24 protein-coding genes and 2 tRNA genes are annotated in these 25,868 nt (G+C 54.6%); 16 read left to right on the top strand and 10 right to left on the bottom strand.

What is annotated here, in order from left to right; all coding sequences use genetic code 11:
- Window positions 1–11 precede the first annotated feature (11 nt).
- Both PGR29_RS23795 and PGR29_RS23800 read left to right on the top strand, forming a co-directional pair.
- Window positions 12–88 (top strand) — tRNA-Asp (locus tag PGR29_RS23795).
- Between the two features lie 52 nt (window positions 89–140).
- Window positions 141–216 (top strand) — tRNA-Trp (locus PGR29_RS23800).
- A gap of 102 nt (window positions 217–318) precedes the next feature.
- On the opposite strand, the gene hdfR is transcribed toward PGR29_RS23800, so the two are convergent.
- The gene (gene hdfR, locus PGR29_RS23805) at window positions 319–1,140 is read right to left on the bottom strand and encodes an HTH-type transcriptional regulator HdfR (protein ID WP_045389306.1); all 822 of its coding nucleotides are present in this window, start codon (window positions 1,138–1,140) and stop codon (window positions 319–321) included.
- A gap of 118 nt (window positions 1,141–1,258) precedes the next feature.
- On the opposite strand from hdfR, the gene PGR29_RS23810 reads away from it, so the two are divergent.
- Window positions 1,259–1,597, top strand: coding sequence for a DUF413 domain-containing protein (locus tag PGR29_RS23810; protein WP_015368901.1), 339 nt, complete (start codon window positions 1,259–1,261; stop codon window positions 1,595–1,597).
- Window positions 1,598–1,620: 23 nt separating this feature from the next.
- Here the strand turns inward: PGR29_RS23810 and PGR29_RS23815 are convergent, their stop codons facing one another.
- On the bottom strand, window positions 1,621–3,141 hold the full coding sequence (locus PGR29_RS23815) for a YifB family Mg chelatase-like AAA ATPase (protein WP_316425483.1): 1,521 nt from the start codon (window positions 3,139–3,141) through the stop codon (window positions 1,621–1,623).
- Between the two features lie 354 nt (window positions 3,142–3,495).
- Here PGR29_RS23815 and ilvL point away from each other — a divergent pair, with 354 nt between their 5' ends.
- From ilvL to ilvA, 6 genes are all read left to right on the top strand, one after another.
- Entirely contained in the window at window positions 3,496–3,594 is a 99-nt protein-coding gene (gene ilvL, locus PGR29_RS23820; protein ID WP_001311244.1) for an ilv operon leader peptide, read from the top strand.
- Between the two features lie 140 nt (window positions 3,595–3,734).
- A complete protein-coding gene (gene ilvG, locus PGR29_RS23825; RefSeq protein WP_015368898.1) occupies window positions 3,735–5,381 on the top strand; it encodes an acetolactate synthase 2 catalytic subunit in 1,647 nt (548 codons plus the stop codon).
- A complete protein-coding gene (ilvM, locus tag PGR29_RS23830; RefSeq protein ID WP_015368897.1) occupies window positions 5,378–5,635 on the top strand; it encodes an acetolactate synthase 2 small subunit in 258 nt (85 codons plus the stop codon). Before ilvG ends, ilvM begins: the two co-directional genes overlap by 4 nt.
- Before the next feature lie 19 nt (window positions 5,636–5,654).
- Window positions 5,655–6,584, top strand: a complete 930-nt coding sequence (locus tag PGR29_RS23835; protein WP_008807980.1) for a branched-chain amino acid transaminase — start codon at window positions 5,655–5,657, stop codon at window positions 6,582–6,584.
- 60 nt (window positions 6,585–6,644) lie between these two features.
- Window positions 6,645–8,495, top strand: coding sequence for a dihydroxy-acid dehydratase (gene ilvD / locus PGR29_RS23840; RefSeq protein ID WP_015368896.1), 1,851 nt, complete (start codon window positions 6,645–6,647; stop codon window positions 8,493–8,495).
- Between the two features lie 2 nt (window positions 8,496–8,497).
- On the top strand, window positions 8,498–10,042 hold the full coding sequence (gene ilvA, locus PGR29_RS23845; protein ID WP_049056424.1) for a threonine ammonia-lyase, biosynthetic: 1,545 nt from the start codon (window positions 8,498–8,500) through the stop codon (window positions 10,040–10,042).
- Here ilvA and ilvY read toward each other — a convergent pair.
- Window positions 10,039–10,929, bottom strand: coding sequence for an HTH-type transcriptional activator IlvY (ilvY, locus tag PGR29_RS23850; RefSeq protein WP_015703964.1), 891 nt, complete (start codon window positions 10,927–10,929; stop codon window positions 10,039–10,041). The two genes, ilvA and ilvY, sit on opposite strands and share 4 nt — an antisense overlap.
- A 155-nt stretch (window positions 10,930–11,084) precedes the next feature.
- On the opposite strand from ilvY, the gene ilvC reads away from it, so the two are divergent.
- Entirely contained in the window at window positions 11,085–12,560 is a 1,476-nt protein-coding gene (gene ilvC, locus PGR29_RS23855) for a ketol-acid reductoisomerase (protein ID WP_316425486.1), read from the top strand.
- A 98-nt stretch (window positions 12,561–12,658) separates the two neighbouring features.
- Here ilvC and ppiC (PGR29_RS23860) read toward each other — a convergent pair whose 3' ends face one another.
- Window positions 12,659–12,940 carry a peptidylprolyl isomerase PpiC gene (ppiC, locus tag PGR29_RS23860; protein ID WP_002883180.1) on the bottom strand — a complete coding sequence of 94 codons (282 nt, stop codon included), beginning with the start codon at window positions 12,938–12,940 and terminating at the stop codon, window positions 12,659–12,661.
- 51 nt (window positions 12,941–12,991) lie between these two features.
- Window positions 12,992–13,273 carry a peptidylprolyl isomerase PpiC gene (gene ppiC / locus PGR29_RS23865; protein WP_032709514.1) on the bottom strand — a complete coding sequence of 94 codons (282 nt, stop codon included), beginning with the start codon at window positions 13,271–13,273 and terminating at the stop codon, window positions 12,992–12,994.
- Between the two features lie 112 nt (window positions 13,274–13,385).
- Between ppiC (PGR29_RS23865) and rep the strand changes: the two genes are divergently transcribed.
- The gene (gene rep, locus PGR29_RS23870) at window positions 13,386–15,407 is read left to right on the top strand and encodes a DNA helicase Rep (protein WP_087858715.1); all 2,022 of its coding nucleotides are present in this window, start codon (window positions 13,386–13,388) and stop codon (window positions 15,405–15,407) included.
- A gap of 4 nt (window positions 15,408–15,411) precedes the next feature.
- On the opposite strand, the gene PGR29_RS23875 is transcribed toward rep, so the two are convergent.
- From PGR29_RS23875 to rhlB, 5 genes are all read right to left on the bottom strand, one after another.
- Entirely contained in the window at window positions 15,412–16,134 is a 723-nt protein-coding gene (locus PGR29_RS23875) for a DUF554 domain-containing protein (protein WP_316425488.1), read from the bottom strand.
- 62 nt (window positions 16,135–16,196) lie between these two features.
- Window positions 16,197–17,195, bottom strand: a complete 999-nt coding sequence (locus tag PGR29_RS23880) for an amidohydrolase family protein (RefSeq protein WP_045395549.1) — start codon at window positions 17,193–17,195, stop codon at window positions 16,197–16,199.
- Between the two features lie 131 nt (window positions 17,196–17,326).
- Window positions 17,327–18,244, bottom strand: coding sequence for a LysR family transcriptional regulator (locus PGR29_RS23885; protein ID WP_213794871.1), 918 nt, complete (start codon window positions 18,242–18,244; stop codon window positions 17,327–17,329).
- 19 nt (window positions 18,245–18,263) lie between these two features.
- Window positions 18,264–19,769: a guanosine-5'-triphosphate,3'-diphosphate diphosphatase gene (gene gppA, locus PGR29_RS23890; protein WP_213317857.1), complete on the bottom strand. Its 1,506-nt coding sequence runs from the start codon at window positions 19,767–19,769 to the stop codon at window positions 18,264–18,266.
- Between the two features lie 115 nt (window positions 19,770–19,884).
- The gene (gene rhlB / locus PGR29_RS23895; protein ID WP_015368886.1) at window positions 19,885–21,150 is read right to left on the bottom strand and encodes an ATP-dependent RNA helicase RhlB; all 1,266 of its coding nucleotides are present in this window, start codon (window positions 21,148–21,150) and stop codon (window positions 19,885–19,887) included.
- Window positions 21,151–21,493: 343 nt separating this feature from the next.
- Between rhlB and trxA the strand changes: the two genes are divergently transcribed.
- The 5 genes from trxA (at window position 21,494) to wzzE (ending at window position 25,819) form a co-directional block, all read left to right on the top strand.
- Window positions 21,494–21,823, top strand: a complete 330-nt coding sequence (gene trxA, locus PGR29_RS23900; protein ID WP_002883224.1) for a thioredoxin TrxA — start codon at window positions 21,494–21,496, stop codon at window positions 21,821–21,823.
- A 143-nt stretch (window positions 21,824–21,966) separates the two neighbouring features.
- Complete coding sequence (locus tag PGR29_RS24960) at window positions 21,967–22,068, top strand: rho operon leader peptide (protein ID WP_049245627.1); 102 nt, start codon at window positions 21,967–21,969, stop codon at window positions 22,066–22,068.
- An 86-nt stretch (window positions 22,069–22,154) separates the two neighbouring features.
- Entirely contained in the window at window positions 22,155–23,414 is a 1,260-nt protein-coding gene (gene rho / locus PGR29_RS23905; RefSeq protein ID WP_002883293.1) for a transcription termination factor Rho, read from the top strand.
- Window positions 23,415–23,655: 241 nt separating this feature from the next.
- The gene (wecA, locus tag PGR29_RS23910) at window positions 23,656–24,759 is read left to right on the top strand and encodes a UDP-N-acetylglucosamine--undecaprenyl-phosphate N-acetylglucosaminephosphotransferase (protein WP_015368885.1); all 1,104 of its coding nucleotides are present in this window, start codon (window positions 23,656–23,658) and stop codon (window positions 24,757–24,759) included.
- 13 nt (window positions 24,760–24,772) lie between these two features.
- A complete protein-coding gene (gene wzzE / locus PGR29_RS23915; protein ID WP_087858711.1) occupies window positions 24,773–25,819 on the top strand; it encodes an ECA polysaccharide chain length modulation protein in 1,047 nt (348 codons plus the stop codon).
- The last annotated feature ends 49 nt before the right edge of the window (window positions 25,820–25,868 follow it).

Here is a 25,868-nt window from a genome sequence, read left to right on the forward strand (position 1 = left end):
AAAAATTCGGTGGAGCGGTAGTTCAGTCGGTTAGAATACCTGCCTGTCACGCAGGGGGTCGCGGGTTCGAGTCCCGTCCGTTCCGCCACTTATTTATATTAAGCCTGCTATATTAGCGGGCTTAATAGCGAGAAAGATTTAGGGGCGTAGCTCAGTTGGTAGAGCACCGGTCTCCAAAACCGGGTGTCGCGAGTTCGAGTCTCTCCGCCCCTGCCATATATAATCCTTTGCTTCGGCAAAGGATTTTTTTTGTCTTTAATTTCTCCTCTTACTCTGCCTTTCCTGTTGTTTTGTCACTCCGTCCATGGAGTCAGATCGCTATTCCAGGATGCTGCTTTTCAGAATCTCGCGAATATGGGCCTGCTTATCGCTATTTTGTAGCCAGATGGCATACAGAGGACGTGAAAGCGTCGCGCTATCGGTCACCGTGTGCAGGCCGGTTTTCTGCTGTGCCCAACTAACGGGTAACCATGTACAACCATTCAGCGTACTGAGTTGCTGATAAGCCAGTTCTGCGGAACTCGTCGTCAACAGGGGTACATCATCACTGCCGATCAAACCCACTTCGTTTTGCTGGAAATCCGGCCCCCATTCCAGCCGCAGATAGTTCAAATCATTCTTATTTTTTCCCGGTGCGGCACAATAGAGCGCCAGGGTGAAATGACCCAATAACTGGCTGCTTAATTCATCCATCTTCGGTGATTCTGTGGTGATCAGGAGATCGAGCTGGCGTTCATGCAACTGCTTAACTAACGACTGGCGCTGGGCTATCCGCGCCTCAAATTGCAGGTTATAGGGATCTTTGTAGAGCGTTCCCAGCCAACCGTTCAACAGGCATTCCCATAGCGACGCGCTGGCGCCGATCGAAAATTCATTATGGCGAGAAGAGTGGGCGACCTCCTTACGCGCGGCCTGCCAGGTATTCATCAACGTTTCTGCATAGGGCAGGAGCTTTTCGCCGGCTGACGTCAGACGAATATTGTTACGATGGCGGGTGAATAAATTTACGCCCAGCTGGTTCTCCAACTGACGAATGCGGAAGCTAACCGCTGATTGTGTTAAATAAAGCGCTTCCGCTGCCCGGCCAAAGTGGCGAGTTCTGCTCACTTCAAGGAAAGTTTTGAGCAATTCCGTGTCCACACTCTTCTCCGCAAAATTATTTGTCGTGATGATTTAAATGTTTTGTTTGACGCTCTGTCAAGCGTAACTAATACTCCGCGCCATAAATAGCTCGGCCAAAGAATCAGGAGCGTGTAGGATGGCGGAAAGCTTTACGACGACTAATCGTTTTTTCGACAATAAAAATTATCCACGCGGGTTCTCCCGTCACGGTGATTTCACCATCAAAGAGGCGCAACTGCTTGAACGTCATGGTTACGCCTTTAATGAGCTGGAATTGGGTAAACGCGAGCCTGTTACCGAAGATGAAAAACAATTCGTTGCGGTATGCCACGGCGAACGTGAGCCGGTAACCGAAGCGGAACGCGTTTGGATTAAGTATATGGCGCGAATCAAACGTCCGAAGCGTTTTCATACTTTATCTGGCGGCAAGCCGCAGGTTGAAGGCGCTGAAGACTACACTGAAAGCGACGATTAAAAAAAAGGGCGAAAGCCCTTTTTTTATGCCATCAGCGTCTGCAGGTGATTTAACATACGGTCGATAGCCCGGTAGCTTAGCGCCTCCTGCAAATGATGACGTTCGATATCCCTATCCTCATTCAGATCGGCGATAGTACGCGCAACTTTCAGTAAACGTTGCCATGCGCGGATTGAGAGCCCTAACGCTGAGAGCGTCTGTTCCAGCCAAATAGCGTCGTCTTCTTTCAGCTTGCACCAGACTTTTATCTCCCCGCTATCCAGTTGTGCATTAAGTTTATTCTGCCGTGCGATCTGTCTGTCGCGCGCCGCGAATACCCGTAGACGAATGGTGGCGCTTCGCTCTTCGCCAACGCCACCCCGGCTTAATACGCCCGGTGGAGGAAGTGGAATCTCAAGCGAGAGATCGAAGCGGTCGAGAAATGGCCCTGACAATCGGCCCAGGTAGCGCAGGGTCTGTTCCGGTGTGGCCCGATTATGCTGACCCTGGTAATGTCCTGTTGGGCTGGGATTCATGGCGGCAATCAGCTGAAATCGCGCAGGATAGTCAATCTTAGCCCGAGTGCGGGAAAGATGAATTTTTCCTGATTCAATGGGCTCTCGTAGTGCATCCAGAACCCGACGCTCGAATTCAGGTAGTTCATCAAGAAACAGAATACCGTTATGCGCGAGAGAGATCTCTCCAGGGGCCGGGATTGAGCCGCCGCCGACCATCGCCGTTAGCGACGCGCTATGGTGAGGGGCGCGAAAAGGCCGCCGACGCCACTGACGCGTGACGTAATGAGCATTGACGAGGCTGAGGATGGCCGCGCTTTCCAACGCTTCCTGGTTGCTTAGCGGCGGTAAAAGCCCCGGCAAACGGCTGGCGAGCATCGTCTTTCCTGTACCCGGTGGACCCATCAAGAGTACATTGTGACCGCCCGCTGCGACTATCTCCAGCGCGCGTTTTCCCTGCTGTTGGCCAATGACATCGCCGAGATCGTCATAATCGTCGTCTCCCGCTGTTATTTCGCCTGCCGGCGGATGCAGAGTATGTTTCCCTTCCAGAAACGCGCAGACTTCCTGCAGGTGCCTGGCCGTGAGGCACTCATTGCCGCCAATCAAGCCGACCTCTTCGGCGTTATCTCCAGCAACGACAATCTGCCTTCCGGCTTTTATCGCTTCCATGGCGCTGGATATTGCCCCAGGAACGCCGCGTAACGCGCCTGTAAGCGCCAATTCGCCAATAAACTCATACTGATTAAGTTTCGATGCGGCAAGCTGCTGCGAAGCGACCAGGAGCGCGAGAGCGATAGGTAAATCATATCTTCCACCCTCTTTCGGCAGATCGGCTGGCGCAAGGTTTATGGTTATCTTCTTTGCCGGATAGCTGTAGCCGCTGTTAATAATGGCGCTACGTACCCGATCGCGGGCTTCCTTTACCGTGGTTTCCGGCAGACCTACCATCGTCAAACCGGGGAGTCCGTTGCTGATATGGACTTCGACGGTAATTAGCGGCGCGCTGACCCCGAGCGCCGCGCGGGTATAGACAATTGCGAGTGACATAACGCCTCCTGAGCGGAATGATTATGTCTATTTCTGTGGTTTCATGAACCTATGAATGCTTAACTTTACGCTGCCTGTTCCAGACAATTGTCTGCAAAGTTTTGCATTTTCATTGTTTTCGGAGTGCGCGCGCAAATCCGTCATGACGCCGTTTTAATGCCGTAAAACACGGATGCAAAAGCGAGAATAAGCTGAATTTTTTTCATTTAATTTTTTTCTTTTTAAAAACAACTGGTTTAATAAAAATCGTTAGCAAGATCAGAAAATGGAACATAAAAAAATCTTGTGCTTAATGTGATGTCTGTGGTAACTCTTTAGGTATTCCTTCGAACAAGAAGCCAGAAAGAACAGAAAATGACAGCCCTTCTACGAGTGATTAGCCTGGTCGTGATTAGCGTGGTGGTGATTATTATCCCACCGTGCGGGGCTGCACTTGGACGAGGAAAGGCTTAGAAATCAAGCCTTAACGAACTAAGACCCCCGCACCGAAAGGTCCGGGGGTTTTTTTATAACTTAAAAAACATAAGCGAGGAGCAGAAGATGGGTTTTAGCATAAAATTCTGTTTCTCCCGATCTATGACGGGGAAGTAACTATGAACGGGGCGCAGTGGGTGGTACATGCTTTGCGAACACAGGGTGTCGACACGGTATTTGGCTATCCGGGTGGCGCGATTATGCCGGTTTACGATGCTTTGTATGATGGCGGCGTGGAACACCTGCTGTGTCGGCACGAGCAAGGCGCCGCAATGGCCGCCATCGGTTATGCCCGCGCGACCGGCAAAACTGGTGTTTGCATCGCCACTTCCGGCCCTGGCGCCACCAACCTGATCACCGGTTTGGCTGACGCGTTACTTGATTCTGTGCCTGTTGTCGCCATCACCGGTCAAGTGGCGGCGCCATTTATCGGCACCGATGCTTTTCAGGAAGTGGACGTTCTCGGTTTGTCGCTGGCCTGCACCAAACACAGTTTCCTCGTGCAGTCGTTGGAAGAGCTGCCGCGCGTGATCGCGGAAGCTTTCCAGGTGGCAAACTCAGGCCGTCCTGGCCCGGTACTGGTGGATATCCCTAAGGATATCCAGCTGGCTAAAGGCGAATTAGATCCGCATTTCTCTACCGTTCCTGACGATGTTGAGTTCCCGCACACACAAGTCGAGCAGGCGTTAGCGATGCTTGCACAGTCCCATAAGCCGATGCTGTACGTGGGCGGCGGCGTCGGAATGGCGCAAGCGGTGCCGGCCGTGCGCGAATTTCTGGCGGTGACGCAGATGCCTGTCACCTGCACACTGAAAGGGTTGGGCGCCGTTGCCGCAGATTATCCCTATTATCTCGGCATGCTGGGTATGCACGGTACCAAGGCGGCAAACCTGGCAGTGCAGGAGTGCGATTTATTGATCGCCGTCGGCGCCCGTTTTGATGACCGGGTGACCGGCAAGCTGAATACCTTTGCCCCGCACGCCAAAGTAATCCATATGGATATTGACCCGGCCGAGCTGAACAAGCTGCGCCAGGCGCACGTCGCTTTAACTGGAGATTTAAACGCCATGCTGCCAGCGTTGCAGCAGCCGTTGGCCATTGATGCGTGGCGCGAGCACAACGCACAGCTGCGCGCGGAGCACGCCTGGCGTTACGATCATCCCGGCGAGGCAATCTACGCGCCGCTGTTGCTCAAGCAGCTTTCCGATCGCAAACCGGCGGATTGCGTCGTGACGACCGATGTCGGCCAGCACCAAATGTGGTCGGCCCAGCACATGACCTATACCCGCCCGGAAAATTTCATCACTTCCAGCGGCCTGGGCACCATGGGCTTTGGTCTGCCGGCAGCCGTTGGCGCGCAGGTGGCCCGCCCGGACGATACGGTTATCTGTATCTCCGGCGATGGCTCTTTCATGATGAACGTGCAGGAGCTGGGCACCGTTAAACGTAAGCAGTTACCGTTGAAAATCGTGCTGCTGGATAACCAACGTCTAGGTATGGTTCGCCAGTGGCAGCAGCTGTTCTTCCAGGAGCGTTACAGCGAAACCACGCTTACCGATAATCCTGATTTTCTTACGCTGGCCAGCGCCTTCGGCATTCCAGGCCAGCACATCACCCGTAAAGACCAGGTTGAAGCGGCACTCGACACCATGCTTTCGAGCCAGGGGCCATACCTGCTTCATGTCTCAATCGATGAACTTGAGAATGTCTGGCCGTTGGTGCCGCCCGGCGCCAGTAATGCAGAAATGCTGGAGAAATTATCATGATGCAACATCAGGTCGCTTTACAGGCTCGCTTCAACCCCGAAACCTTAGAACGCGTGCTGCGCGTGGTGCGCCATCGCGGTTTTCAAATTTGCTCAATGAATATGGAAACCGCGTCGGATGCGCAAAACATAAATATCGAGCTGACCGTTGCCAGCCAGCGGCCCGTCGAATTACTGTTTAGTCAGTTACGCAAACTGGTCGACGTCGCCTGCGTCGAGATCCAGCAACCCACATCACAACAAATCCGCGCCTGAGCGCAGAGGAATAAAAAAAATGACGACGAAGAAAGCTGATTACATTTGGTTCAATGGCGAGATGACCCCATGGGGCGAGGCGAAAGTACACGTCATGTCCCACGCGTTGCACTACGGGACTTCGGTATTCGAAGGTATCCGCTGCTACGATTCTCACAAAGGGCCAGTGGTGTTCCGCCATCGTGAACACATGCAGCGTCTGCATGATTCAGCCAAAATCTACCGTTTCCCGGTTTCTCAGAGCGTTGACGAGCTGATGGAAGCCTGCCGCGAAGTTATTCGTACCAATAAACTGACCAGCGCTTATATCCGTCCGCTAGTGTTTGTTGGCGATGTTGGCATGGGCGTTAACCCGCCGGACGGTTACAAAACCGACGTTATCATCGCGGCGTTCCCGTGGGGTGCATACCTTGGCGCAGAAGCGCTGGAGCAGGGGATCGATGCGATGGTTTCTTCCTGGAACCGCGCGGCGCCTAACACCATCCCAACCGCAGCGAAAGCGGGCGGCAACTATCTCTCCTCTCTGCTGGTCGGCAGCGAAGCGCGTCGTCACGGTTATCAGGAAGGTATCGCGCTGGACGTTAACGGCTATATCTCCGAAGGCGCAGGCGAAAACCTGTTTGAGGTGAAAGATGGCGTGCTGTTTACTCCGCCGTTTACCTCTTCCGCGCTGCCGGGTATCACCCGCGACGCCATCATCAAACTGGCGAAAGATCTCGGTATCGAAGTCCGCGAGCAGGTGCTGTCCCGCGAATCTCTGTACCTGGCGGATGAAGTGTTCATGTCCGGTACCGCTGCGGAAATCACGCCGGTACGCAGCGTTGACGGTATCCAGGTCGGCGCAGGCCGCCGCGGCCCGGTGACCAAACGCATTCAGGAAGCCTTCTTTGGCCTCTTCACCGGTGAAACGGAAGATAAATGGGGCTGGCTGGATCCGGTAAGTAAGTGATTAAAAATGGGACGGCACGCACCGTCCCATTGCATAAACAGAGATGGGAGTAAAAAGAGCATGCCTAAGTACCGTTCCGCCACCACCACACATGGCCGCAATATGGCGGGCGCCCGCGCGCTGTGGCGCGCAACCGGGATGACCGATGCCGATTTCGGCAAACCGATCATCGCCGTTGTTAACTCCTTTACCCAGTTTGTACCTGGGCACGTGCATCTGCGCGATCTCGGCAAACTGGTTGCCGAGCAAATTGAAGCTGCGGGCGGCGTCGCTAAAGAATTCAACACCATCGCAGTGGATGATGGGATCGCCATGGGTCACGGGGGTATGCTCTATTCACTGCCATCCCGCGAGCTCATCGCCGATTCAGTCGAGTACATGGTTAACGCCCACTGCGCCGATGCCATGGTTTGTATCTCCAACTGCGACAAAATCACCCCGGGGATGCTGATGGCCTCCCTGCGTTTGAATATTCCGGTAATCTTTGTTTCCGGCGGCCCGATGGAAGCCGGGAAAACCAAGCTGTCTGACAAAATTATCAAGTTGGATCTGGTTGATGCCATGATTCAGGGGGCAGACCCGAAAGTCTCTGACGATCAAAGCGAACAGGTGGAGCGTTCCGCCTGTCCGACCTGCGGTTCGTGCTCGGGGATGTTCACCGCGAACTCAATGAACTGTCTGACCGAAGCATTAGGCCTGTCGCAGCCGGGTAATGGTTCTCTACTGGCGACCCATGCCGACCGTAAAGCGCTGTTCCTCAACGCCGGTAAACGTATCGTTGAACTGACCAAACGCTACTACGAGCAGGACGACGCCTCCGCGCTGCCGCGCAATATCGCCAGCAAGGCGGCATTCGAAAACGCCATGACTCTCGATATCGCAATGGGCGGCTCAACCAATACCGTTCTGCATCTGCTGGCGGCGGCGCAGGAAGCCGAAATCGACTTCACCATGAGTGATATCGACAAGCTGTCCCGCAAAGTGCCGCAGCTGTGTAAAGTGGCGCCGAGTACGCAGAAATACCATATGGAAGACGTGCATCGCGCCGGCGGCGTGCTGGGGATCCTCGGCGAGCTGGATCGCGCGGGGTTACTCAACCGCGATGTTAAAAACGTTCTTGGCCTGACGCTGCCGCAGACCCTGGAACAGTACGATGTGATGGTGACTCAGGACGACGCGGTGAAAAAAATGTTCCGCGCCGGCCCGGCGGGGATCCGTACCACCCAAGCGTTCTCGCAGGATTGCCGTTGGGATACGCTGGATGACGATCGCGCCGAGGGATGTATCCGTTCTCTGGAGCATGCCTATAGTAAAGACGGTGGCCTGGCGGTGCTGTACGGTAACTTTGCCGAAAACGGCTGTATCGTCAAAACCGCCGGCGTGGACGATAGCATCCTGAAATTTACCGGCCCGGCGAAAGTTTATGAAAGTCAGGACGAAGCGGTTGAGGCCATCCTCGGCGGCAAAGTCGTGGAAGGCGATGTCGTGGTTATTCGTTATGAAGGGCCGAAAGGCGGGCCAGGAATGCAGGAGATGCTCTATCCGACCACCTTCCTGAAGTCCATGGGTCTTGGCAAAGCGTGCGCGTTGATCACCGATGGCCGTTTCTCCGGCGGCACCTCCGGGCTTTCCATCGGCCACGTATCGCCGGAAGCGGCGAGCGGCGGCAACATCGCTATCATCGAAGATGGCGACATGATTGCTATCGATATTCCTAACCGCGGTATTCAGCTGCAGCTCAGCGATGCCGAAATCGCCGCCCGTCGCGAAGCGCAAGAAGCGCGTGGCGATAAGGCGTGGACGCCGAAAGACCGCGAGCGCCAGGTCTCCTTCGCGCTGCGCGCTTATGCCAGCCTCGCGACCAGTGCCGACAAGGGCGCCGTGCGCGATAAATCAAAACTTGGGGGTTAATCATGGCCGAATCGCAACCCCTATCCGCCGCCCCTGAGGGGGCGGAGTATCTCCGGGCGGTACTGCGCGCGCCGGTTTATGAAGCGGTGCAGAAAACGCCGCTGCAAAAAATGGATAAGCTCTCTTCGCGGCTGGATAACGTGATTCTGGTGAAACGCGAAGACCGCCAGCCGGTGCATAGCTTTAAGCTGCGCGGCGCTTACGCGATGATGTCCGGCCTGACGGCGGAACAAAAATCAAATGGCGTGATCACCGCTTCGGCGGGTAATCATGCGCAGGGCGTGGCGTTTTCCGCATCCCGGCTGGGTGTTAAGGCGCTGATCGTGATGCCGGTAGCGACCGCCGATATCAAAGTCGATGCCGTTCGCGGCTTCGGCGGCGAAGTGCTGCTGCACGGCGCCAACTTTGACGAAGCGAAAGCCCGCGCGATTGAGCTGGCGCAGCAGCAGGGTTTTACCTGGGTGCCGCCGTTCGATCACCCGATGGTGATCGCCGGTCAGGGAACGCTGGCGCTGGAGCTGCTGCAGCAGGATGCCCACATTGACCGCGTATTCGTCCCTGTTGGAGGCGGCGGTCTGGCGGCAGGCGTGGCGGTGCTGATCAAGCAGCTGATGCCGCAGATTAAAGTGATAGCGGTGGAAGCGGAAGATTCGGCGTGTCTGAAAGCGGCGCTGGATGCCGGTCATCCGGTGGATCTACCGCGCGTCGGTTTGTTTGCTGAAGGCGTGGCGGTGAAGCGCATCGGCGATGAAACGTTCCGTTTATGCCAGGAGTATCTGGACGATATCATCACCGTCGATAGCGATGCTATCTGCGCGGCGATGAAAGATCTGTTCGAAGATGTGCGGGCGGTGGCGGAGCCTTCCGGCGCGCTGGCGCTGGCGGGGATGAAAAAGTATATCGCCCAGCATAACATCCGCGGCGAGCGTCTGGCTCACATCCTGTCCGGCGCCAACGTCAACTTCCACGGACTACGCTACGTTTCTGAGCGTTGCGAGCTCGGGGAGCAGCGCGAAGCGCTGCTGGCGGTGACGATACCGGAAGAGAAAGGCAGCTTCCTTAAGTTCTGTCAGCTACTGGGCGGCCGTTCGGTTACCGAGTTCAACTACCGTTTTGCCGATGCCAAAGATGCCTGTATTTTCGTTGGCGTGCGGTTGAGCCGCGGGCTGGATGAGCGTAAAGAGATCCTCGATTTACTGAGCGAAGGCGGCTACAGCGTGGTCGATCTTTCCGATGACGAAATGGCGAAACTACACGTGCGCTATATGGTCGGCGGACGGCCGTCTAAACCGCTGCAGGAGCGCCTGTTTAGCTTCGAGTTCCCGGAATCACCAGGCGCGCTGCTCAAGTTTCTGCACACGCTCGGCACCCACTGGAATATTTCGCTGTTCCACTATCGTAGCCACGGCACCGATTTTGGCCGCGTTCTGGCGGCGTTTGAGCTTGGCGAGCATGAGCCGGACTTCGAAACCCGTCTTAATGAACTGGGCTACGAGTGTCATGACGAAACCCATAACCCGGCGTTCCGCTTTTTCCTCGCGGGCTAGTGGTTAGGCAGGATTTTCCAGAACGCATCAATAAGCGGCTCGTACAGCCGCTTTTTTTGTGCGCAGACGCCCAGCTCAAATGGCGTCTTCTCATCGCTGCGATCGAGGATCATCACGCGATTACGCACCGGCTCGGGGCTGTTTTCCAGCACCACTTCCGGCAGTAGCGCCACGCCGCAGCCGAGGGCGACCATAGATACCATGGCTTCATGGCCGCCGACGGTGGCGTAAATGGATGGATTGCTGATTTTATGGCGACGGAACCACAGCTCGATGCGGCGGCGCACCGGGCCCTGATCGGCCATGATAAACGGCACCGTTGCCCAGTCGGGATGCTCGACCGTGACCTGATTGCGCACCGGGCAGGGCAACGCCGGGGCAATCAGCACCACCGCAAGATTTTCCAGCATCGAAAACGCCACCGAGCCCGGCAGCGTCTCCGGCTTACCGGCAATGGCCAGATCGGCTTCTCCAGTGACCACTTTTTCCATCGCATCAGCGGCGTCGCCGGTCGATAACTTTATCTCTACTGAGGGATGCGCGGCGCGAAAGCGATCGAGAATCGGCGGCAAGTGACTGTAAGCGGCGGTCACGGAGCAGAAAATATGTAGCTCGCCGGAGAGCGACGGCCCCTGCTGGTCGATGGCGTGGCGCAGTTGCTGATACTGCAGTAAAGTCTGCTGGGCAAAGGTGCGAAGTTCTTCGCCGGCCTCGGTTAGGGTCACGGTACGATTATCGCGAACGAACAGCGGCTGGCCGAGGTCCTCTTCGAGGCGTTGAATCTGTCGCGAAAGCGTCGAGGGACTAACGTGCATAGCCCGCGCGCTGCGGCCAAAATGGCGGCTTTCCGCCAGATGCAGAAAGGTTTTCAGATCGCGTAAATCCATGGCTCAATCCCCTGAGAATAACGTTGCAGTTATTGCAATGTGATGTTGTGAATATATCAATTTTCGCAACAAAATTCCTGTCATATAGTGGGTTCATTCTCGCAAAACGCGAACCGAACAATAAGCACGACAACACAACATCACGAGGTATCACCATGGCTAACTACTTCAACACACTGAATCTGCGCCAGCAGCTGGCTCAGCTGGGTAAATGCCGCTTTATGGGGCGCGATGAATTTGCCGATGGCGCGAGCTATCTTCAGGGTAAAAAAGTAGTCATCGTCGGCTGTGGCGCGCAGGGCCTGAACCAGGGGCTGAACATGCGTGACTCCGGCCTGGATATCTCCTATGCGCTGCGTAAAGAAGCGATCGCCGAGAAGCGCGCATCCTGGCGTAAAGCGACGGAAAACGGCTTCAAAGTGGGTACCTATGAAGAGCTGATCCCGCAGGCTGACCTGGTTGTCAACCTGACTCCGGACAAACAGCACTCTGACGTTGTGCGTTCCGTACAGCCGCTGATGAAAGACGGCGCGGCGCTGGGTTACTCCCACGGCTTCAACATCGTTGAAGTGGGCGAGCAGATCCGCAAAGACATCACCGTGGTGATGGTGGCGCCGAAGTGCCCGGGTACCGAAGTTCGTGAAGAGTACAAACGCGGTTTCGGCGTGCCAACGCTTATCGCCGTACACCCGGAAAACGATCCGAAAGGCGAAGGTATGGCCATTGCTAAAGCGTGGGCGGCAGCGACCGGCGGCCATCGTGCGGGTGTTCTGGAATCCTCCTTCGTGGCGGAAGTGAAATCTGACCTGATGGGCGAACAGACCATCCTCTGCGGTATGCTGCAGGCGGGTTCTCTGCTGTGCTTCGACAAGCTGGTGGCTGAAGGTACCGATCCGGCCTACGCGGAAAAACTGATTCAGTTCGGTTGGGAAACCATCACCGAAGCGCTGAAGCAAGGCGGCATCACCCTGATGATGGATCGCCTGTCTAATCCGGCGAAACTGCGTGCTTACGCGCTGTCAGAACAGCTGAAAGAGATCATGGCGCCGCTGTTCCAGAAACATATGGATGACATCATCTCCGGCGAATTCTCTTCCGGCATGATGGCTGACTGGGCGAACGACGACAAAAAACTGCTGACCTGGCGTGAAGAGACCGGTAAAACCGCGTTCGAAACCGCGCCGCAGTATGAAGGTAAAATCGGCGAGCAGGAGTACTTCGATAAAGGCGTTCTGATGATTGCGATGGTGAAAGCGGGCGTTGAGCTGGCCTTCGAAACCATGGTTGATTCCGGCATCATCGAAGAGTCCGCTTACTACGAATCACTGCACGAGCTGCCGCTTATCGCCAACACAATCGCCCGTAAGCGCCTGTATGAAATGAACGTGGTTATCTCCGATACCGCGGAGTACGGCAACTACCTGTTCTCTTATGCTTGCGTACCGCTGCTGAAAGAGTTCATGGCTACCCTGCAGACCGGCGACCTGGGTAAAGCGATTGCCGAAGGCGCGGTAGATAACGCTCAGCTGCGTGACGTGAACGAAGCAATTCGCAGCCACGCTATCGAAGCGGTGGGTAAAAAACTGCGCGGGTATATGACCGATATGAAGCGTATCGCGGTTGCCGGCTGATAAAACAAAAGGTGCGGGCGGATGCCCTCACCCCACCCCTCTCCCACAGGGAGAGGGGGCAAACATTAAAGGCCTTCTCTTTGAGAAGGCCTTGTTGTTTATTTCCGGTACAGCACTTTGATGATGTGGTAACCGAACTGGGTATGCAGCGGGCCGGTTGGCTCCAGTTCAGGGCAGGAGAAGACCACTTTATCGAATGCCGGAACCATCTGGCCCTGGCGGAATTCGCCCAGATCGCCGCCGCGTTTTCCTGACGGGCAGATAGAGTGTTTTTTCGCCAGCTTGCCGAAGTCGGCGCCGTTTTTAAGCTGCTCAAGCAGATCGAGAGCTAGTTTCTCTTCTTTTACCAGGATATGCAGTGCTGCCGCTGTTTTAGCCATGATTGCGCCTTGATTGAGTTGGGATAAATCAGGGCGCCATAGTAACACGCGCTAGCGGCGATACAGCACCTTGATGATATGGTAGCCAAATTTGGTTTGTACCGGGCCATAGGGTTTGAGCAGCGGACAACTGAACACGGCTTTATCAAACGGAGCGACCATCGCGCCCTGCTGGAACTCCCCCAGATCGCCGCCATGACGTCCGGACGGACATTTTGAGTAGCGCTTCGCCAGATGATCGAAGCTGACGCCTCGTTCCAGCTTGGCGAGGATCTCGTGTGCCAGTTTTTCTTCTTTGACCAGAATATGCAGGGCCGCTGCGCTTTTTGCCATAACCGGAGCCTCAGGATAAATTGCGTGGCTGACACTTTACCATCAGCCGGTAAATCTCAGCCTCGCTTTCTGCTACAATCCACACCCCGTTCGAAGATTGAGCAATATTCCCATGCGTTTAAACCCTGGCCAACAACAAGCCGTCGAATTTGTTACCGGACCGTGCCTGGTGCTGGCGGGCGCCGGTTCCGGTAAGACCCGCGTTATTACGAATAAAATCGCCCACCTGATCCGCGGCTGCGGTTATCAGGCGCGCCATATCGCGGCCGTCACCTTTACTAACAAGGCCGCGCGCGAAATGAAAGAGCGCGTCGGGCAAACGCTGGGGCGTAAAGAGGCGCGCGGGCTGATGATTTCCACCTTCCACACCCTGGGGCTGGATATCATCAAACGTGAATACGCCGCGCTGGGAATGAAATCTAACTTTTCCTTGTTCGATGATACTGACCAGGTCGCGCTGCTGAAAGAGCTCACCGAAGGGTTGATCGAAGATGACAAAGTGGTGTTGCAGCAGCTGATCTCGACGATCTCCAACTGGAAAAACGATCTGAAAACGCCGGCGCAGGCGGCGGCTGGCGCGAAAGGCGAACGGGACCGCATCTTCGCCCACTGCTATGGCCTCTATGATGCGCATATGAAGGCCTGTAACGTCCTCGATTTTGACGATCTTATCCTGCTGCCGACGCTGCTGCTGCAGCGTAATGAAGAGGTGCGCGAACGCTGGCAGAACAAGATCCGTTACCTGCTGGTGGATGAGTATCAGGATACCAACACCAGCCAGTATGAGCTGGTGAAGCTGCTGGTGGGGCAGCGCGCGCGCTTTACCGTGGTGGGTGATGATGACCAGTCGATCTACTCGTGGCGCGGCGCGCGGCCACAAAACCTGGTACTACTGAGCCAGGATTTTCCGGCGCTGCAGGTGATCAAGCTTGAACAGAACTACCGTTCATCAGGGCGTATTCTGAAGGCCGCCAACATTTTGATCGCCAATAATCCGCACGTCTTTGAAAAGCGGTTGTTCTCTGAACTAGGCTACGGGGCTGAACTGAAGGTGCTCTCCGCTAACAATGAAGATCATGAAGCGGAACGCGTCGCAGGCGAACTGATTGCTCACCACTTTATTAATAAAACCAACTACAAAGATTACGCCATCCTTTATCGCGGCAATCACCAGTCGCGGGTCTTTGAAAAGATGCTGATGCAGAACCGTATCCCGTACAAAATCTCGGGCGGCACGTCGTTCTTCTCGCGTCCGGAAATTAAAGATCTGCTGGCCTATCTGCGCGTACTCACCAACCCGGATGACGACAGCGCCTTCCTGCGTATCGTCAATACGCCAAAGCGAGAGATTGGTCCGGCGACCTTGCAAAAACTGGGTGAATGGGCGATGAGCCGCAATAAAGGCTTATTCACCGCCAGCTTTGATATGGGGTTAAGCCAGACGCTGACCGGGCGCGGGTATGAATCCCTCACTCGTTTCACCCACTGGCTGCGGGAAATTCAGCAATTGACCGAGCGTGAACCGGTTAATGCCGTGCGGGATTTAATTCGTGGGATTGACTATGAGTCATGGCTATATGAAACCTCGCCGAGCCCGAAAGCCGCGGAAATGCGGATGAAAAACGTCAACCAGCTATTCACCTGGATGACCGAAATGCTGGAAGGCAGCGAGATAGATGAGCCGATGACGCTGACGCAGGTGGTTACCCGCTTTACCCTGCGCGATATGATGGAACGCGGCGAATCGGATGAAGAGCTGGATCAGGTGCAGTTGATGACCCTGCATGCCTCAAAAGGGCTGGAGTTCCCGTATGTTTACCTGGTGGGAATGGAAGAGGGATTGCTACCGCATCAGAGCAGCATCGATGAAGATAACGTCGATGAAGAACGGCGACTGGCCTATGTGGGTATCACCCGCGCGCAGAAAGAGTTGACCTTTACGCTCTGTAAGGAGCGTCGTCAGTATGGCGAGCTGGTGCGCCCGGAGCCGAGCCGTTTTCTGCTTGAGCTCCCGCAAGACGATCTGATTTGGGAGCAGGAGCGGAAAGTCATCTCTGCGGAAGAACGTATGCATAAAGGCCAGGCCAACGTCGCGAATATCAAGGCGATGCTGGCGAAGGCGAAAAAGGGCTAACGCTTCAGGCGACAAACTGCTGCCAGGCGGTAGAAAATGGCATCACCAGCAGCAGTGACGGTAGCATGTTGGCGGTAGGGAAATGGCGCATACCGCAAAGCCGAAAACCGGTCGCCAGCATAATAATACCGCCGCAGGCAGTAAAATCAGCGATCATCGATGGGCTTATCAACGTCATAATAAACGTGGCGGCGAAGAACAGAATCACGAAGATGATCAGCTGGGGAATAAAAATCGCAGTGATAATGTAGCCCAGCGTGGATGCGAAAATAGCGGCGGTGAAAAAGTCGAGTATCGACTTGGTCAGTAGAATGGTCGGGTCGCCGGTCATCCCTTCGGTTAGGGCGCCAAAAATACCGGTACCGCTAGCGCAGAACAGGATCAGCACCGCGATAAACTGGTTCATAAAATCTCCGCCTTCTACACCAGCGTTGTTTTGGCCTGGAAAAATGCGCTCGATGGGCGTGCGTAGTTTGGTGCCCGCCCGCTCAATCCACTTCTCAATATTCAACAGGCCGCCAATAATCGTGCCGATGATAACGGCCAGCGCAATGGGCGGCAGATTGATCAGTTTGTTAAGGAAGAAAACCCCCATGCTGATGGAGATTAACCCGGAAATGAGCGGTAGCGTTTTCTTAAAGTGGTCTGGGATAAATCGGTTGAGCGAGGCGCCTGCAATCGCGCCGACGAGTAATGAACCGCTACAAACAAAGATACCTACCGGCATAGTATATTCTCCCTGTAATAAACTCAGGGCCTGAAATCAGGCCCTGAAGAGTGTTTTTTTAATTATTTGATATTAAATACGCGGCTGGCATTGCCCCAGGCTATTTTATCTTTCAGCCCCGCATCCATTTCTAACGGATCAAACCAGTCGCAGGCCTGATGAATATCTTCATAGGGATAATCGACGGAGAACATTACGCGGTCGGCACCCATCACTTCAATCGCATTATTCAACGAGTGAGTATTAAAATGACCGCTGGTGGTGACGATAAAGTTATTTTGCAGATAGTGCATTAACGGTTTTTCCGCCTTGCCCAAACCGCAGCCGAAACGCTGACGATAGAGACGATGTTGAGTGCGCGGCAGCATGTGTACCAGCCCTTCACCGAGGTGTCCCAGCACCAGATTAAGGTTTGGATAACGGTCGAACAGGCCGCTCATCATCAGGCGAATGGCATGAACGGCGGTTTCCTGCGCAAAGCCCCAGGCGGAACCGATCAGGCTTTCGTAACCGGTATAAATACCGCGAGCCGGGCCTTCCAGCGGTTCACGCGGATGCAGGTACACCGGCACGTTTAACTCGTTAACTTTATCCCAGAATACCAACATGGATTCATCATCAAGATACAGGCCATGTTCGTTATCTTTGACGTTGGTATAGCCGTTAATCAACGCGCCTTTCATGCCCAGTTTTTTCACCGCGCGCTCCAGCTCTTCCGCCGCCGCTTCCGGGTTTTGTAACGCCAGCGTGGCGAAAGCGCTAAATTTATCCGGATTCGGTTTTACATAATTATCAACGATAAAGTCGTTAGTGTCGCGAGCGAAAGAGACCGCTTTGGCTTTATCTAAAATAGATTGCGCGCCGGGTGAAGTCAGAGAAAGAATTACGTGGTCAATATTACGTTGCGCCATCTCTTCGAGCTGAATACTGCGGTCTAGCAGGCGGCGTTCAACATCTTGCATATATTCGCTACCGTTACGGTTAGCCTCGCCGGTCGAATCCCACAAACGATTATTTTCAGGGGTGGATACATGTTCTTCTAAAGCGATTTTTCCGCGCATGATAAGTTCCTTTATTTATTCTATCGATATGAACTGATGCGAGGAGATTAAAATGTTTGACGTATTGACAGCAATAAACCAAATAGAATACGGCGTATCAGTAATACTAATACAGCCGATTCTTTTATGATTTAAATGCTAATAGAACCGCCAGAGGCGGCAAGGGCTACAATCTGCGTGCGCAGCCAGATATGCCCTGGGTCGCGGTGCAGGCGCTGGTGCCAGACCTGGCGAATCGCGATGTTAGCCAGTGAGAAAGGCAGCGGCCAGCTGCGGCAGGGGTAACGTCTGGTGATGTGGCGCGCCAGCTGTTCCGGCACCACCGCGATCATCTCGCTGCCGGCAACCAGCTCGCCTGCGCCTAAAAAGCTGGGCAGCGTCAATGCGATGCGTCGCGGCATACTGTGTTCCGCGAGCAGTTTATCAATATCACCGTGGGCGGTGCCGTTGACGCGAACCGCAAGATGCTTTTCCTGACGCCAGTCTTCGGCGCTGAAATGATGACGAATGCGCGGATGATTGTCCGCTGCCAGACAAACATACGATTGATCGAACAGATGCTGCTGATAGACGCTATCCGGCAACTGGGTAAGATACCCGATCGCCAAATCACATTTCCCGGATTCCAGCGCGCTAAGCGTTTGATCGTCAATATTCAGCACCGTAAAGGTGATGTCGCTGGCTTCCAGCCGTTGGATCTGGCTTTGCAGCAAAGGAAGAAGCGTCATCTGGCTGATATCGGTCATGCCGATGGTGAAGTTACGGTTGCTCTCTTGTGGGATAAATTCCGGCTTAGCCGCCAGATCGGTATCGGCCAATTGCAGCAGAGTAAAAATAGTGGGGGCGATAGCGTCCGCGCGCGGCGTTGGCGCCATTCGTTGACCAACGCGCACAAATAGCGGGTCGTCAAAGTGCTCGCGTAGCTTTTTTAGCAGCAGGCTTCCGGTTGGCTGGCTGATATCAAGCGCTTCCGCCGCCGGAGAGACATTCCCCAAACGGTAGAGCGCGGAGAAAAAGCGTAGTGATTTGAAATCCAGTTCTTCCCGCATGCGCCCTCCTGGCCGGAAATTACCTCGCCGCGTCGTCGTCGATCAGCAGCGCCCAGTGGACATAGCTTTGCCACTGGCACTCTTGCTCGACCATTTCCCGGCCCAGCGGATGTTCTTCCAGCCAGTCATCCGGCAGCGTCAGCGTCAGTTTTTCGTCGTCGGCGGTAAGCTGAATGGTTGGCAGGAGATCGTCGCGCCGGCGGCTGGCAAACAGAATCGCCAGTCGCAGCAGGCGACACAGATGTTCGGCAACGCGCGGCGGTACCGCGTTTTGCTGATGGAGCGAAGAAAGGTCGATGGCGTTAGTCTGGTTGAGCAGCAGCGTGGCGATGAGCTTCTTTTGCGCCGGGGTGAAGCCGGGTAGGTCGAGGTTATTGACCAGATAGGCAGCGTGCTGCGGCGCGCGTTTAAAATCAACGCTCAGGCCAATTTCATGTAGCGCGCAGGCGCTGACGAGTAAATCGCGGCTAAGCGGATCCAGCTCCCAGCCGCTTTCCAGTTGATCCACCAGATGGGTGGCCAGATTAGCAACCCGCTGCGCCTGTTCGGTATCGATCATAAAGCGCCGCTGAATATTACGCAGCGTGCGGCTACGAATATCCTGATCGACAGAAAGGTGCAACATGCCGTAGACCAGCCCTTCGCGTAAGGCGCCGCCAGCCAGCGTCATGCACTGAATATTCAGTTCGCTAAAGATAGCAATCAGAATGGCAAGGCCGCTTGGAAAAACCAGGGCGCGTTCGAGCGTCAGCCCTTCGATTTCCAGCTCTTCGAGTCGGCCGCACTGGATGGCGCGCTGCTTAAGCTGCTGTAGCTTGCTGAGGGTGATGCGCTCATCCATTCCCTGCGCCATCATAATTTCCTGCAGCGCCTGCACGGTGCCTGAAGCGCCGACGCACACTTTCCAGCCGTGATAACGCAGGACATCGGCGATCGGACGCAGCACATCGCGCGCCGCCGCTTCAGCGAGATCGAAGTTTTCTTTAGTCAGACTACGGTCGGCGAAGTAGCGTTCAAGCCAGGTGACGCAGCCCATCGACAGGCTGAACAGCGAGGTGGTTTGCGCGCCGGTGCCGGTCACCAGTTCAGTACTGGCGCCGCCGATATCCACCACCAGACGCTGATCGGCGCCGCCGGTGGTATGGGCTACGCCCTGGTAGATTAGGCGGGCTTCTTCTTCACCGCTAATCACCTGGACGGGGCAACCGAGGATTTCCTGCGCTTTCGCCAGAAACTCGCCGGCGTTGACCGCCAGACGCAGGGTGGCGGTGGCGACGACGCGAATTTGCGCCGAAGGAATATCCTGCAAACGCTCTGCAAACAGGCGTAAGCACTGCCAGCCGCGCTCCATCGCTTCCGCGGAGAGCGCATTATCGCTATTCAGGCCAGCGGCCAGACGCACCTTGCGCTTAATGCGGCTCAGCGTTTGAATACTGCCTGCCACCTCGCGCACCACCAACATATGAAAACTATTGGAGCCAAGGTCGATGGCGGCATACAGCGAGGTGGAACTCATACTCTTCATCTTTCAGGCGGCTCCTGTGTCGACTGGGCTTCGTTGCCCATTCCACTTATCTGAACGCGTTGCCCGGGATTATCTCCGTGGCGCATCCTGAAAGATTTCGCGTATGGCATAGATGTTAACCTGAACGACGACGATTGCGTGGCGGGCCATTACGGCGCGGGCCATTACCTGGGCGGGTACGCGTCAAACGCAACGGCTTCGGTAAATCGGTCATCAGCGCGTCCGGATTGTACTTGCTGACCGGGATCGAATGGCCGATATAGGTTTCGATTGCCGGCAGATTCAGCGCGTACTCTTCGCAGGCCAGACTGATGGAGTGTCCGCTGGCGCCCGCGCGGCCGGTACGGCCAATACGGTGGACATAGTCTTCGCAGTCATCCGGCAGGTCATAGTTAAAGACATGAGTGACGGCGGGGATATGCAGACCGCGAGCGGCTACGTCGGTCGCAACCAGAATATCGAGATCGCCGCGGGTGAACTCTTCGAGAATACGCAGGCGTTTTTTCTGCGCTACGTCGCCGGTCAGCAGGCCAACGCGATGCCCATCTGCCGCCAGATGGCCCCAGATATCTTCACAACGATGCTTGGTGTTGGCGAAAACAATAGCGCGGTCAGGCCATTCTTCTTCCAGCAGCGTCTGCAGCAGGCGCATTTTTTCGTCGTTGGAAGGGTAGAACAACTCTTCTTTAATGCGGTGGCCGGTTTTCTGTTCCGGTTCGACTTCAACGTACTCGGCGTTGTTCATTTGTTCGAACGCCAGTTCGCGTACGCGGTAAGACAGCGTGGCGGAGAACAGCATGTTCAGGCGCTGAGTGGCCGGCGGCATGCGGCGGAATAGCCAGCGGATATCTTTAATAAAGCCGAGATCGTACATGCGATCGGCTTCGTCCAGCACGACAACCTGAATGGCGCCGAGATTAATGTGGTTTTGTTTAGCGTAATCGATAAGGCGACCGGTGGTGCCGATCAGAATATCAACGCCGCTTTCCAGTACTTTCAGCTGCTTATCGTAGCCGTCGCCGCCATAAGCCAGACCGAGCTTCAGGCCGGTCGCCTGCGCCAGCGGTTCGGCGTCAGCGTGAATCTGTACCGCCAGCTCGCGCGTCGGCGCCATGATCAGCGCGCGCGGTTGGTTAACCTGGCGGTCTGCGATGGCCGGGTGAGAGAGAAGATAATGAAACGTTGACGTCAGAAACGCCATCGTTTTACCAGTACCGGTTTGCGCCTGCCCGGCGACATCGCGGCCTTCCAGCGTGAGCGGAAGGGCGAGAGCCTGAATGGGTGTGCAATTATGAAACCCTTTTTTTTCAAGGGCTTCGACAACTGCCGGGTGCAGGGCGAAGTCGGAAAACTTCTGTTCTGTCAAATGTGTTTTGCTCATAGTGTGGTAGAATATCAGCTAACTATTGCATTAAGAAAGCGTATCCGGTGAAATAACGTCAACCTTTCGTTGGCGATATACGAAATTATTCAAGGTGCGTCTCCGGCTACTGAATGGATCCCGGAAAGCTTAGACTACTAAGCGCAACGGGGGCGGTAAATCTGCCGCAGGTTGATTTGCAGACAGTGCGCTTAAGCATCGGCGGTGGTGGTCCATGGTGGATCCATTCCCGCAGGTAGCTTATAAAAGAGGCATCCTGAAGAATAGCGTGCATAACGTAGCATCAACACGTCGTTGATGACTGCGACACCAACACACCAGGCTTATTCCTGTGGAGTTATATATGAGCGATAAAATTATTCACCTGACTGACGACAGTTTTGACACGGACGTACTCAAGGCTGACGGGCTGACCCTCGTCGATTTCTGGGCAGAGTGGTGTGGTCCGTGCAAAATGATCGCCCCGATTCTGGATGAGATCGCTGAAGAGTATCAAGGCAAACTGACCGTGGCTAAACTGAACATCGATCAGAACCCGGGCACGGCGCCGAAGTACGGCATCCGCGGCATCCCGACGCTGCTGCTGTTCAAGAACGGCGAAGTCGCGGCGACTAAAGTCGGCGCGCTGTCCAAAGGCCAACTGAAAGAGTTCCTCGACGCCAACCTGGCGTAATCGGTTTGCCATTCCGGCGTCCGGATTCCTATTTTTTGTGGAACTCTGGACGCCCGGCCTGAGTCGTGCTAAGTTAATTCCAGACTTCGTTTTAAACATACCTATTGTTTGAATCTTGTTTTACCCAAAGCGTCCCGCAGACTATGCGCGTGAGGCTAATAATTCCGGGCTTATCACTCATTCCGTCTTGTCGTTTCAGTTCTGCGTTCTTTCCTGTGACCAGGCAACGTACAGACACGAGATGAAGCCGCTAACAGGCATGGATGTTCCTGCCATACCATTCACAACATTAAGTTCGAGATTTACCCCGAGTTTAAGAACCCACACCACTATGAATCTTACCGAATTAAAGAATACGCCGGTTTCTGAGCTGATTACTCTCGGCGAAAATATGGGGCTGGAAAACCTGGCTCGTATGCGTAAGCAGGATATTATTTTTGCCATCCTCAAGCAGCATTCAAAGAGTGGCGAAGATATCTTTGGCGATGGCGTACTGGAGATACTGCAGGATGGATTTGGATTCCTCCGCTCAGCAGACAGCTCCTACCTCGCCGGTCCAGACGACATCTACGTATCCCCCAGCCAAATCCGCCGCTTCAACCTCCGCACTGGTGACACCATTTCCGGTAAGATTCGTCCTCCTAAAGAGGGTGAACGTTACTTCGCGCTGCTGAAAGTTAACGAAGTTAACTACGACAAGCCGGAAAACGCGCGTAACAAGATTCTGTTCGAGAACTTAACGCCGCTGCACGCGAATTCACGCCTGCGTATGGAGCGTGGTAATGGTTCTACCGAAGACTTAACCGCCCGCGTACTGGATCTGGCATCGCCGATTGGCCGCGGCCAGCGTGGCCTGATCGTCGCGCCGCCGAAAGCCGGTAAAACCATGCTGCTGCAGAACATCGCGCAGAGCATCGCATACAACCATCCTGACTGCGTGCTGATGGTGTTGCTTATCGACGAACGTCCGGAAGAAGTGACCGAGATGCAGCGTCTGGTTAAAGGTGAAGTTGTCGCTTCTACCTTTGACGAACCCGCATCTCGTCACGTGCAGGTTGCCGAAATGGTTATCGAGAAAGCGAAACGTCTGGTTGAGCACAAAAAAGACGTTATTATCCTGCTCGACTCCATTACCCGTCTGGCCCGTGCCTACAACACCGTGGTTCCGGCTTCCGGTAAAGTGCTGACCGGTGGTGTGGACGCCAACGCCCTGCATCGTCCGAAGCGCTTCTTCGGTGCGGCGCGTAACGTGGAAGAGGGCGGCAGCCTGACTATCATCGCTACCGCGCTTATCGATACCGGCTCTAAAATGGATGAAGTTATCTACGAAGAGTTCAAAGGCACCGGTAACATGGAACTGCACCTCTCCCGTAAGATTGCGGAAAAACGCGTCTTCCCGGCTATCGACTACAACCGTTCCGGTACCCGTAAAGAAGAGCTGCTGACCACCCAGGAAGAGCTGCAGAAAATGTGGATCCTGCGCAAAATCATCCATCCTATGGGTGAAATCGACGCAATGGAGTTCCTCATTAATAAGCTGGCGATGACCAAAACTAACGACGACTTCTTCGATATGATGAAGCGTTCGTAGGACGGAATACGCCGAAAAAACGCCACGCGATTGCGTGGCGTTTTGTTTTGTAGCTTTGTATGATCCAGGCGGGAAAAGCGCCGCCAGCGTTGCCGTATGATATGCGCGGCGGGTAAGGCAGAAAGGACTTTAACAGTCTAAAATATATACAATAAATTTGTAATGTTCTGCTTTTCCCCTTCAGGAGTGGAGACATCATCGTTATACTCCCCGGATTAACTATGCTGAGAGCACATGTGTTGTGAATTTACTCACTGCTATTACTGAATTAATCAGTGTTTTCTTATTCACGACCCTGTTTATATTTGTTGCCCGTAAAGCAGCGAAAAAAATTGGGTTAGTGGATAAGCCAAACTATCGGAAACGGCATCAAGGTTTGATTCCGTTAGTTGGTGGTATCTCAGTTTATGCCGGTATTTGTTTTACCTTTGCGATTGCCGATTATTATATCCCTCATGCCACGCTGTATCTGGCCTGTGCGGGCGTGCTGGTGTTGGTCGGCGCGTTGGATGACCGATTTGATATCAGCGTAAAAATTCGTGCGGTTATTCAGGCCGCGATAGCCGTTATCATGATGACGGCGGGTAATCTGCATCTCAGCAGCCTCGGCTATATTTTCGGTTCGTGGGAGTTAGTCCTCGGCCCCTTTGGTTTTTTCCTCACGCTTTTCGCCGTTTGGGCGGCAATCAACGCCTTCAATATGGTGGATGGCATTGACGGGTTGCTCGGCGGGCTTTCGTCCGTTTCCTTCGCCGCAACCGGCATCATCTTATGGTTTGACGGCCAGTACAGCCTGGCGATGTGGTGTTTTGCGATGATCGCCGCCATCCTGCCCTATATTTTACTTAATCTCGGCGCGCTTGGCCGTCGCTATAAAGTGTTTATGGGCGATGCCGGCAGCACCATGATTGGCTTCACCATTATCTGGATCCTGCTGGAGACCACGCAGGGTAAAACGCATCCCATCAGCCCGGTGACGGCGCTGTGGATTATTGCGATTCCTTTGATGGATATGGTGGCGATTATGTATCGCCGCCTGAGAAAGGGGATGAGCCCGTTCTCGCCGGATCGTCAGCATATTCATCATTTGATAATGCGTGCCGGGTTTACTTCCCGGCAGGCCTTTGTCCTGATTACGCTGGCTGCCGCTTTACTGGCGCTGGTCGGCGTAGTGGCGGAATACACCCGTATTGTTCCTGAATGGGTGATGTTAATACTCTTTTTGTTTGCTTTTTTACTTTATGGCTACTGCATTAAGCGCGCATGGAAAGTGGCGCGTCTGGTTAAGCGCATTAGACGCAGAATTCGGCGACACAGCGGCAATAATCCAAATTTAACCAAGTAAAACTGGGGACGTGATGACTCAACCATTACCGGGAGCACAAGCAGTGAACGTTGAGAACGAACTGGATATTCGCGGGCTGTTTCGCGCCTTATGGGCAGGAAAAGGCTGGATAGTCGGCACCGCCGCGCTATTCGCGCTGATCGTTCTTATTTATTCCTTTTTTGCTCGCCAGGAGTGGAGCGCGACGGCAATTACCGACCGGCCGACCGTCAATATGCTGGGCGGATACTATTCGCAACAGCAGTTCTTACGTAACCTGGATATCAAAGCCGATCTGGCTTCGGTAGACCAACCTTCCGCCATGGATGAGGCATACAAAGAGTTCATTATGCAACAGGCGTCATGGGATACCCGCCGTGACTTCTGGCTGCAGACCGACTACTACAAACAGCGTCAGTCAGGTAACGCGCGCGCGGATGCGGCGATGCTTGACGATCTCATTAACGATATTCAGTTTATCCCGGGCGACCCGCTGAAAAGCGTCAATGACAGCATCAAGCTGACGGCGGAGACCGCGCCAGATGCCAATAATCTGCTGCGTCAGTACGTCGCTTTCGCCAGTCAGCGTGCCGCCGGTCATCTTAATGATGAGCTGAAGGGCGCCTGGGCGGCGCGTACCGTACAGATGAAAGCGCAGGTGAAGCGTCAGGAAGAGGTGGCGAGCGAGATCTACAACCGCCGCGTGCAGAGCGTCGAGCAGGCGTTGAAAATCGCCCAGCAGCATAACATTTCGCGCAGCGAGACCGATGTTCCAGCGGAGCAGCTGCCGGCCTCCGAACTCTTCTTACTGGGCCGGCCGATGCTGCAGGCGCGCCTCGAAAATCTGCAGGCCGTAGGGCCGGAATACGATCTCGACTATGACCAGAACCGCGCCATGCTGAACACGCTAAACGTTGGCCCGACGCTGGATCCACGTTTTCAGACTTACAGATATTTGCGTACGCCGGAAGAACCTGTAAAACGCGATAGCCCGCGGCGCGTATTTCTGATGATCATGTGGGGGATTGTGGGCGCGCTCATCGGCGCAGGCGTGGCGTTAGCACGTCGTCGTGTCCAGTGAATGGGGCCTGTGATGAAGGCTCCGCGCCATCATCACCTAATCGAAGAGA

The organism is Klebsiella sp. 141203, from assembly GCF_032601985.1.
Classification (GTDB): Bacteria; Pseudomonadota; Gammaproteobacteria; order Enterobacterales; family Enterobacteriaceae; genus Klebsiella; species Klebsiella aerogenes.

Excerpts from the sequence above, each read along its gene's own strand:
- PGR29_RS23810 (WP_015368901.1), top strand. The coding sequence starts at position 1,259 with ATGGCGGAAAGCTTTACGACGACTAATCGTTTTTTCGACAATAAAAAT.
- PGR29_RS23815 (WP_316425483.1), bottom strand. The coding sequence starts at position 3,141 with ATGTCACTCGCAATTGTCTATACCCGCGCGGCGCTCGGGGTCAGCGCG.
- ilvL (WP_001311244.1), top strand. The coding sequence starts at position 3,496 with ATGACAGCCCTTCTACGAGTGATTAGCCTGGTCGTGATTAGCGTGGTG.
- ilvG (WP_015368898.1), top strand. The coding sequence starts at position 3,735 with ATGAACGGGGCGCAGTGGGTGGTACATGCTTTGCGAACACAGGGTGTC.
- ilvM (WP_015368897.1), top strand. The coding sequence starts at position 5,378 with ATGATGCAACATCAGGTCGCTTTACAGGCTCGCTTCAACCCCGAAACC.
- PGR29_RS23835 (WP_008807980.1), top strand. The coding sequence starts at position 5,655 with ATGACGACGAAGAAAGCTGATTACATTTGGTTCAATGGCGAGATGACC.
- ilvD (WP_015368896.1), top strand. The coding sequence starts at position 6,645 with ATGCCTAAGTACCGTTCCGCCACCACCACACATGGCCGCAATATGGCG.
- ilvA (WP_049056424.1), top strand. The coding sequence starts at position 8,498 with ATGGCCGAATCGCAACCCCTATCCGCCGCCCCTGAGGGGGCGGAGTAT.
- ilvY (WP_015703964.1), bottom strand. The coding sequence starts at position 10,929 with ATGGATTTACGCGATCTGAAAACCTTTCTGCATCTGGCGGAAAGCCGC.
- ilvC (WP_316425486.1), top strand. The coding sequence starts at position 11,085 with ATGGCTAACTACTTCAACACACTGAATCTGCGCCAGCAGCTGGCTCAG.
- ppiC (WP_002883180.1), bottom strand. The coding sequence starts at position 12,940 with ATGGCTAAAACAGCGGCAGCACTGCATATCCTGGTAAAAGAAGAGAAA.
- ppiC (WP_032709514.1), bottom strand. The coding sequence starts at position 13,273 with ATGGCAAAAAGCGCAGCGGCCCTGCATATTCTGGTCAAAGAAGAAAAA.
- rep (WP_087858715.1), top strand. The coding sequence starts at position 13,386 with ATGCGTTTAAACCCTGGCCAACAACAAGCCGTCGAATTTGTTACCGGA.
- PGR29_RS23875 (WP_316425488.1), bottom strand. The coding sequence starts at position 16,134 with ATGCCGGTAGGTATCTTTGTTTGTAGCGGTTCATTACTCGTCGGCGCG.
- PGR29_RS23880 (WP_045395549.1), bottom strand. The coding sequence starts at position 17,195 with ATGCGCGGAAAAATCGCTTTAGAAGAACATGTATCCACCCCTGAAAAT.
- PGR29_RS23885 (WP_213794871.1), bottom strand. The coding sequence starts at position 18,244 with ATGCGGGAAGAACTGGATTTCAAATCACTACGCTTTTTCTCCGCGCTC.
- gppA (WP_213317857.1), bottom strand. The coding sequence starts at position 19,769 with ATGAAGAGTATGAGTTCCACCTCGCTGTATGCCGCCATCGACCTTGGC.
- rhlB (WP_015368886.1), bottom strand. The coding sequence starts at position 21,150 with ATGAGCAAAACACATTTGACAGAACAGAAGTTTTCCGACTTCGCCCTG.
- trxA (WP_002883224.1), top strand. The coding sequence starts at position 21,494 with ATGAGCGATAAAATTATTCACCTGACTGACGACAGTTTTGACACGGAC.
- PGR29_RS24960 (WP_049245627.1), top strand. The coding sequence starts at position 21,967 with ATGCGCGTGAGGCTAATAATTCCGGGCTTATCACTCATTCCGTCTTGT.
- rho (WP_002883293.1), top strand. The coding sequence starts at position 22,155 with ATGAATCTTACCGAATTAAAGAATACGCCGGTTTCTGAGCTGATTACT.
- wzzE (WP_087858711.1), top strand. The coding sequence starts at position 24,773 with ATGACTCAACCATTACCGGGAGCACAAGCAGTGAACGTTGAGAACGAA.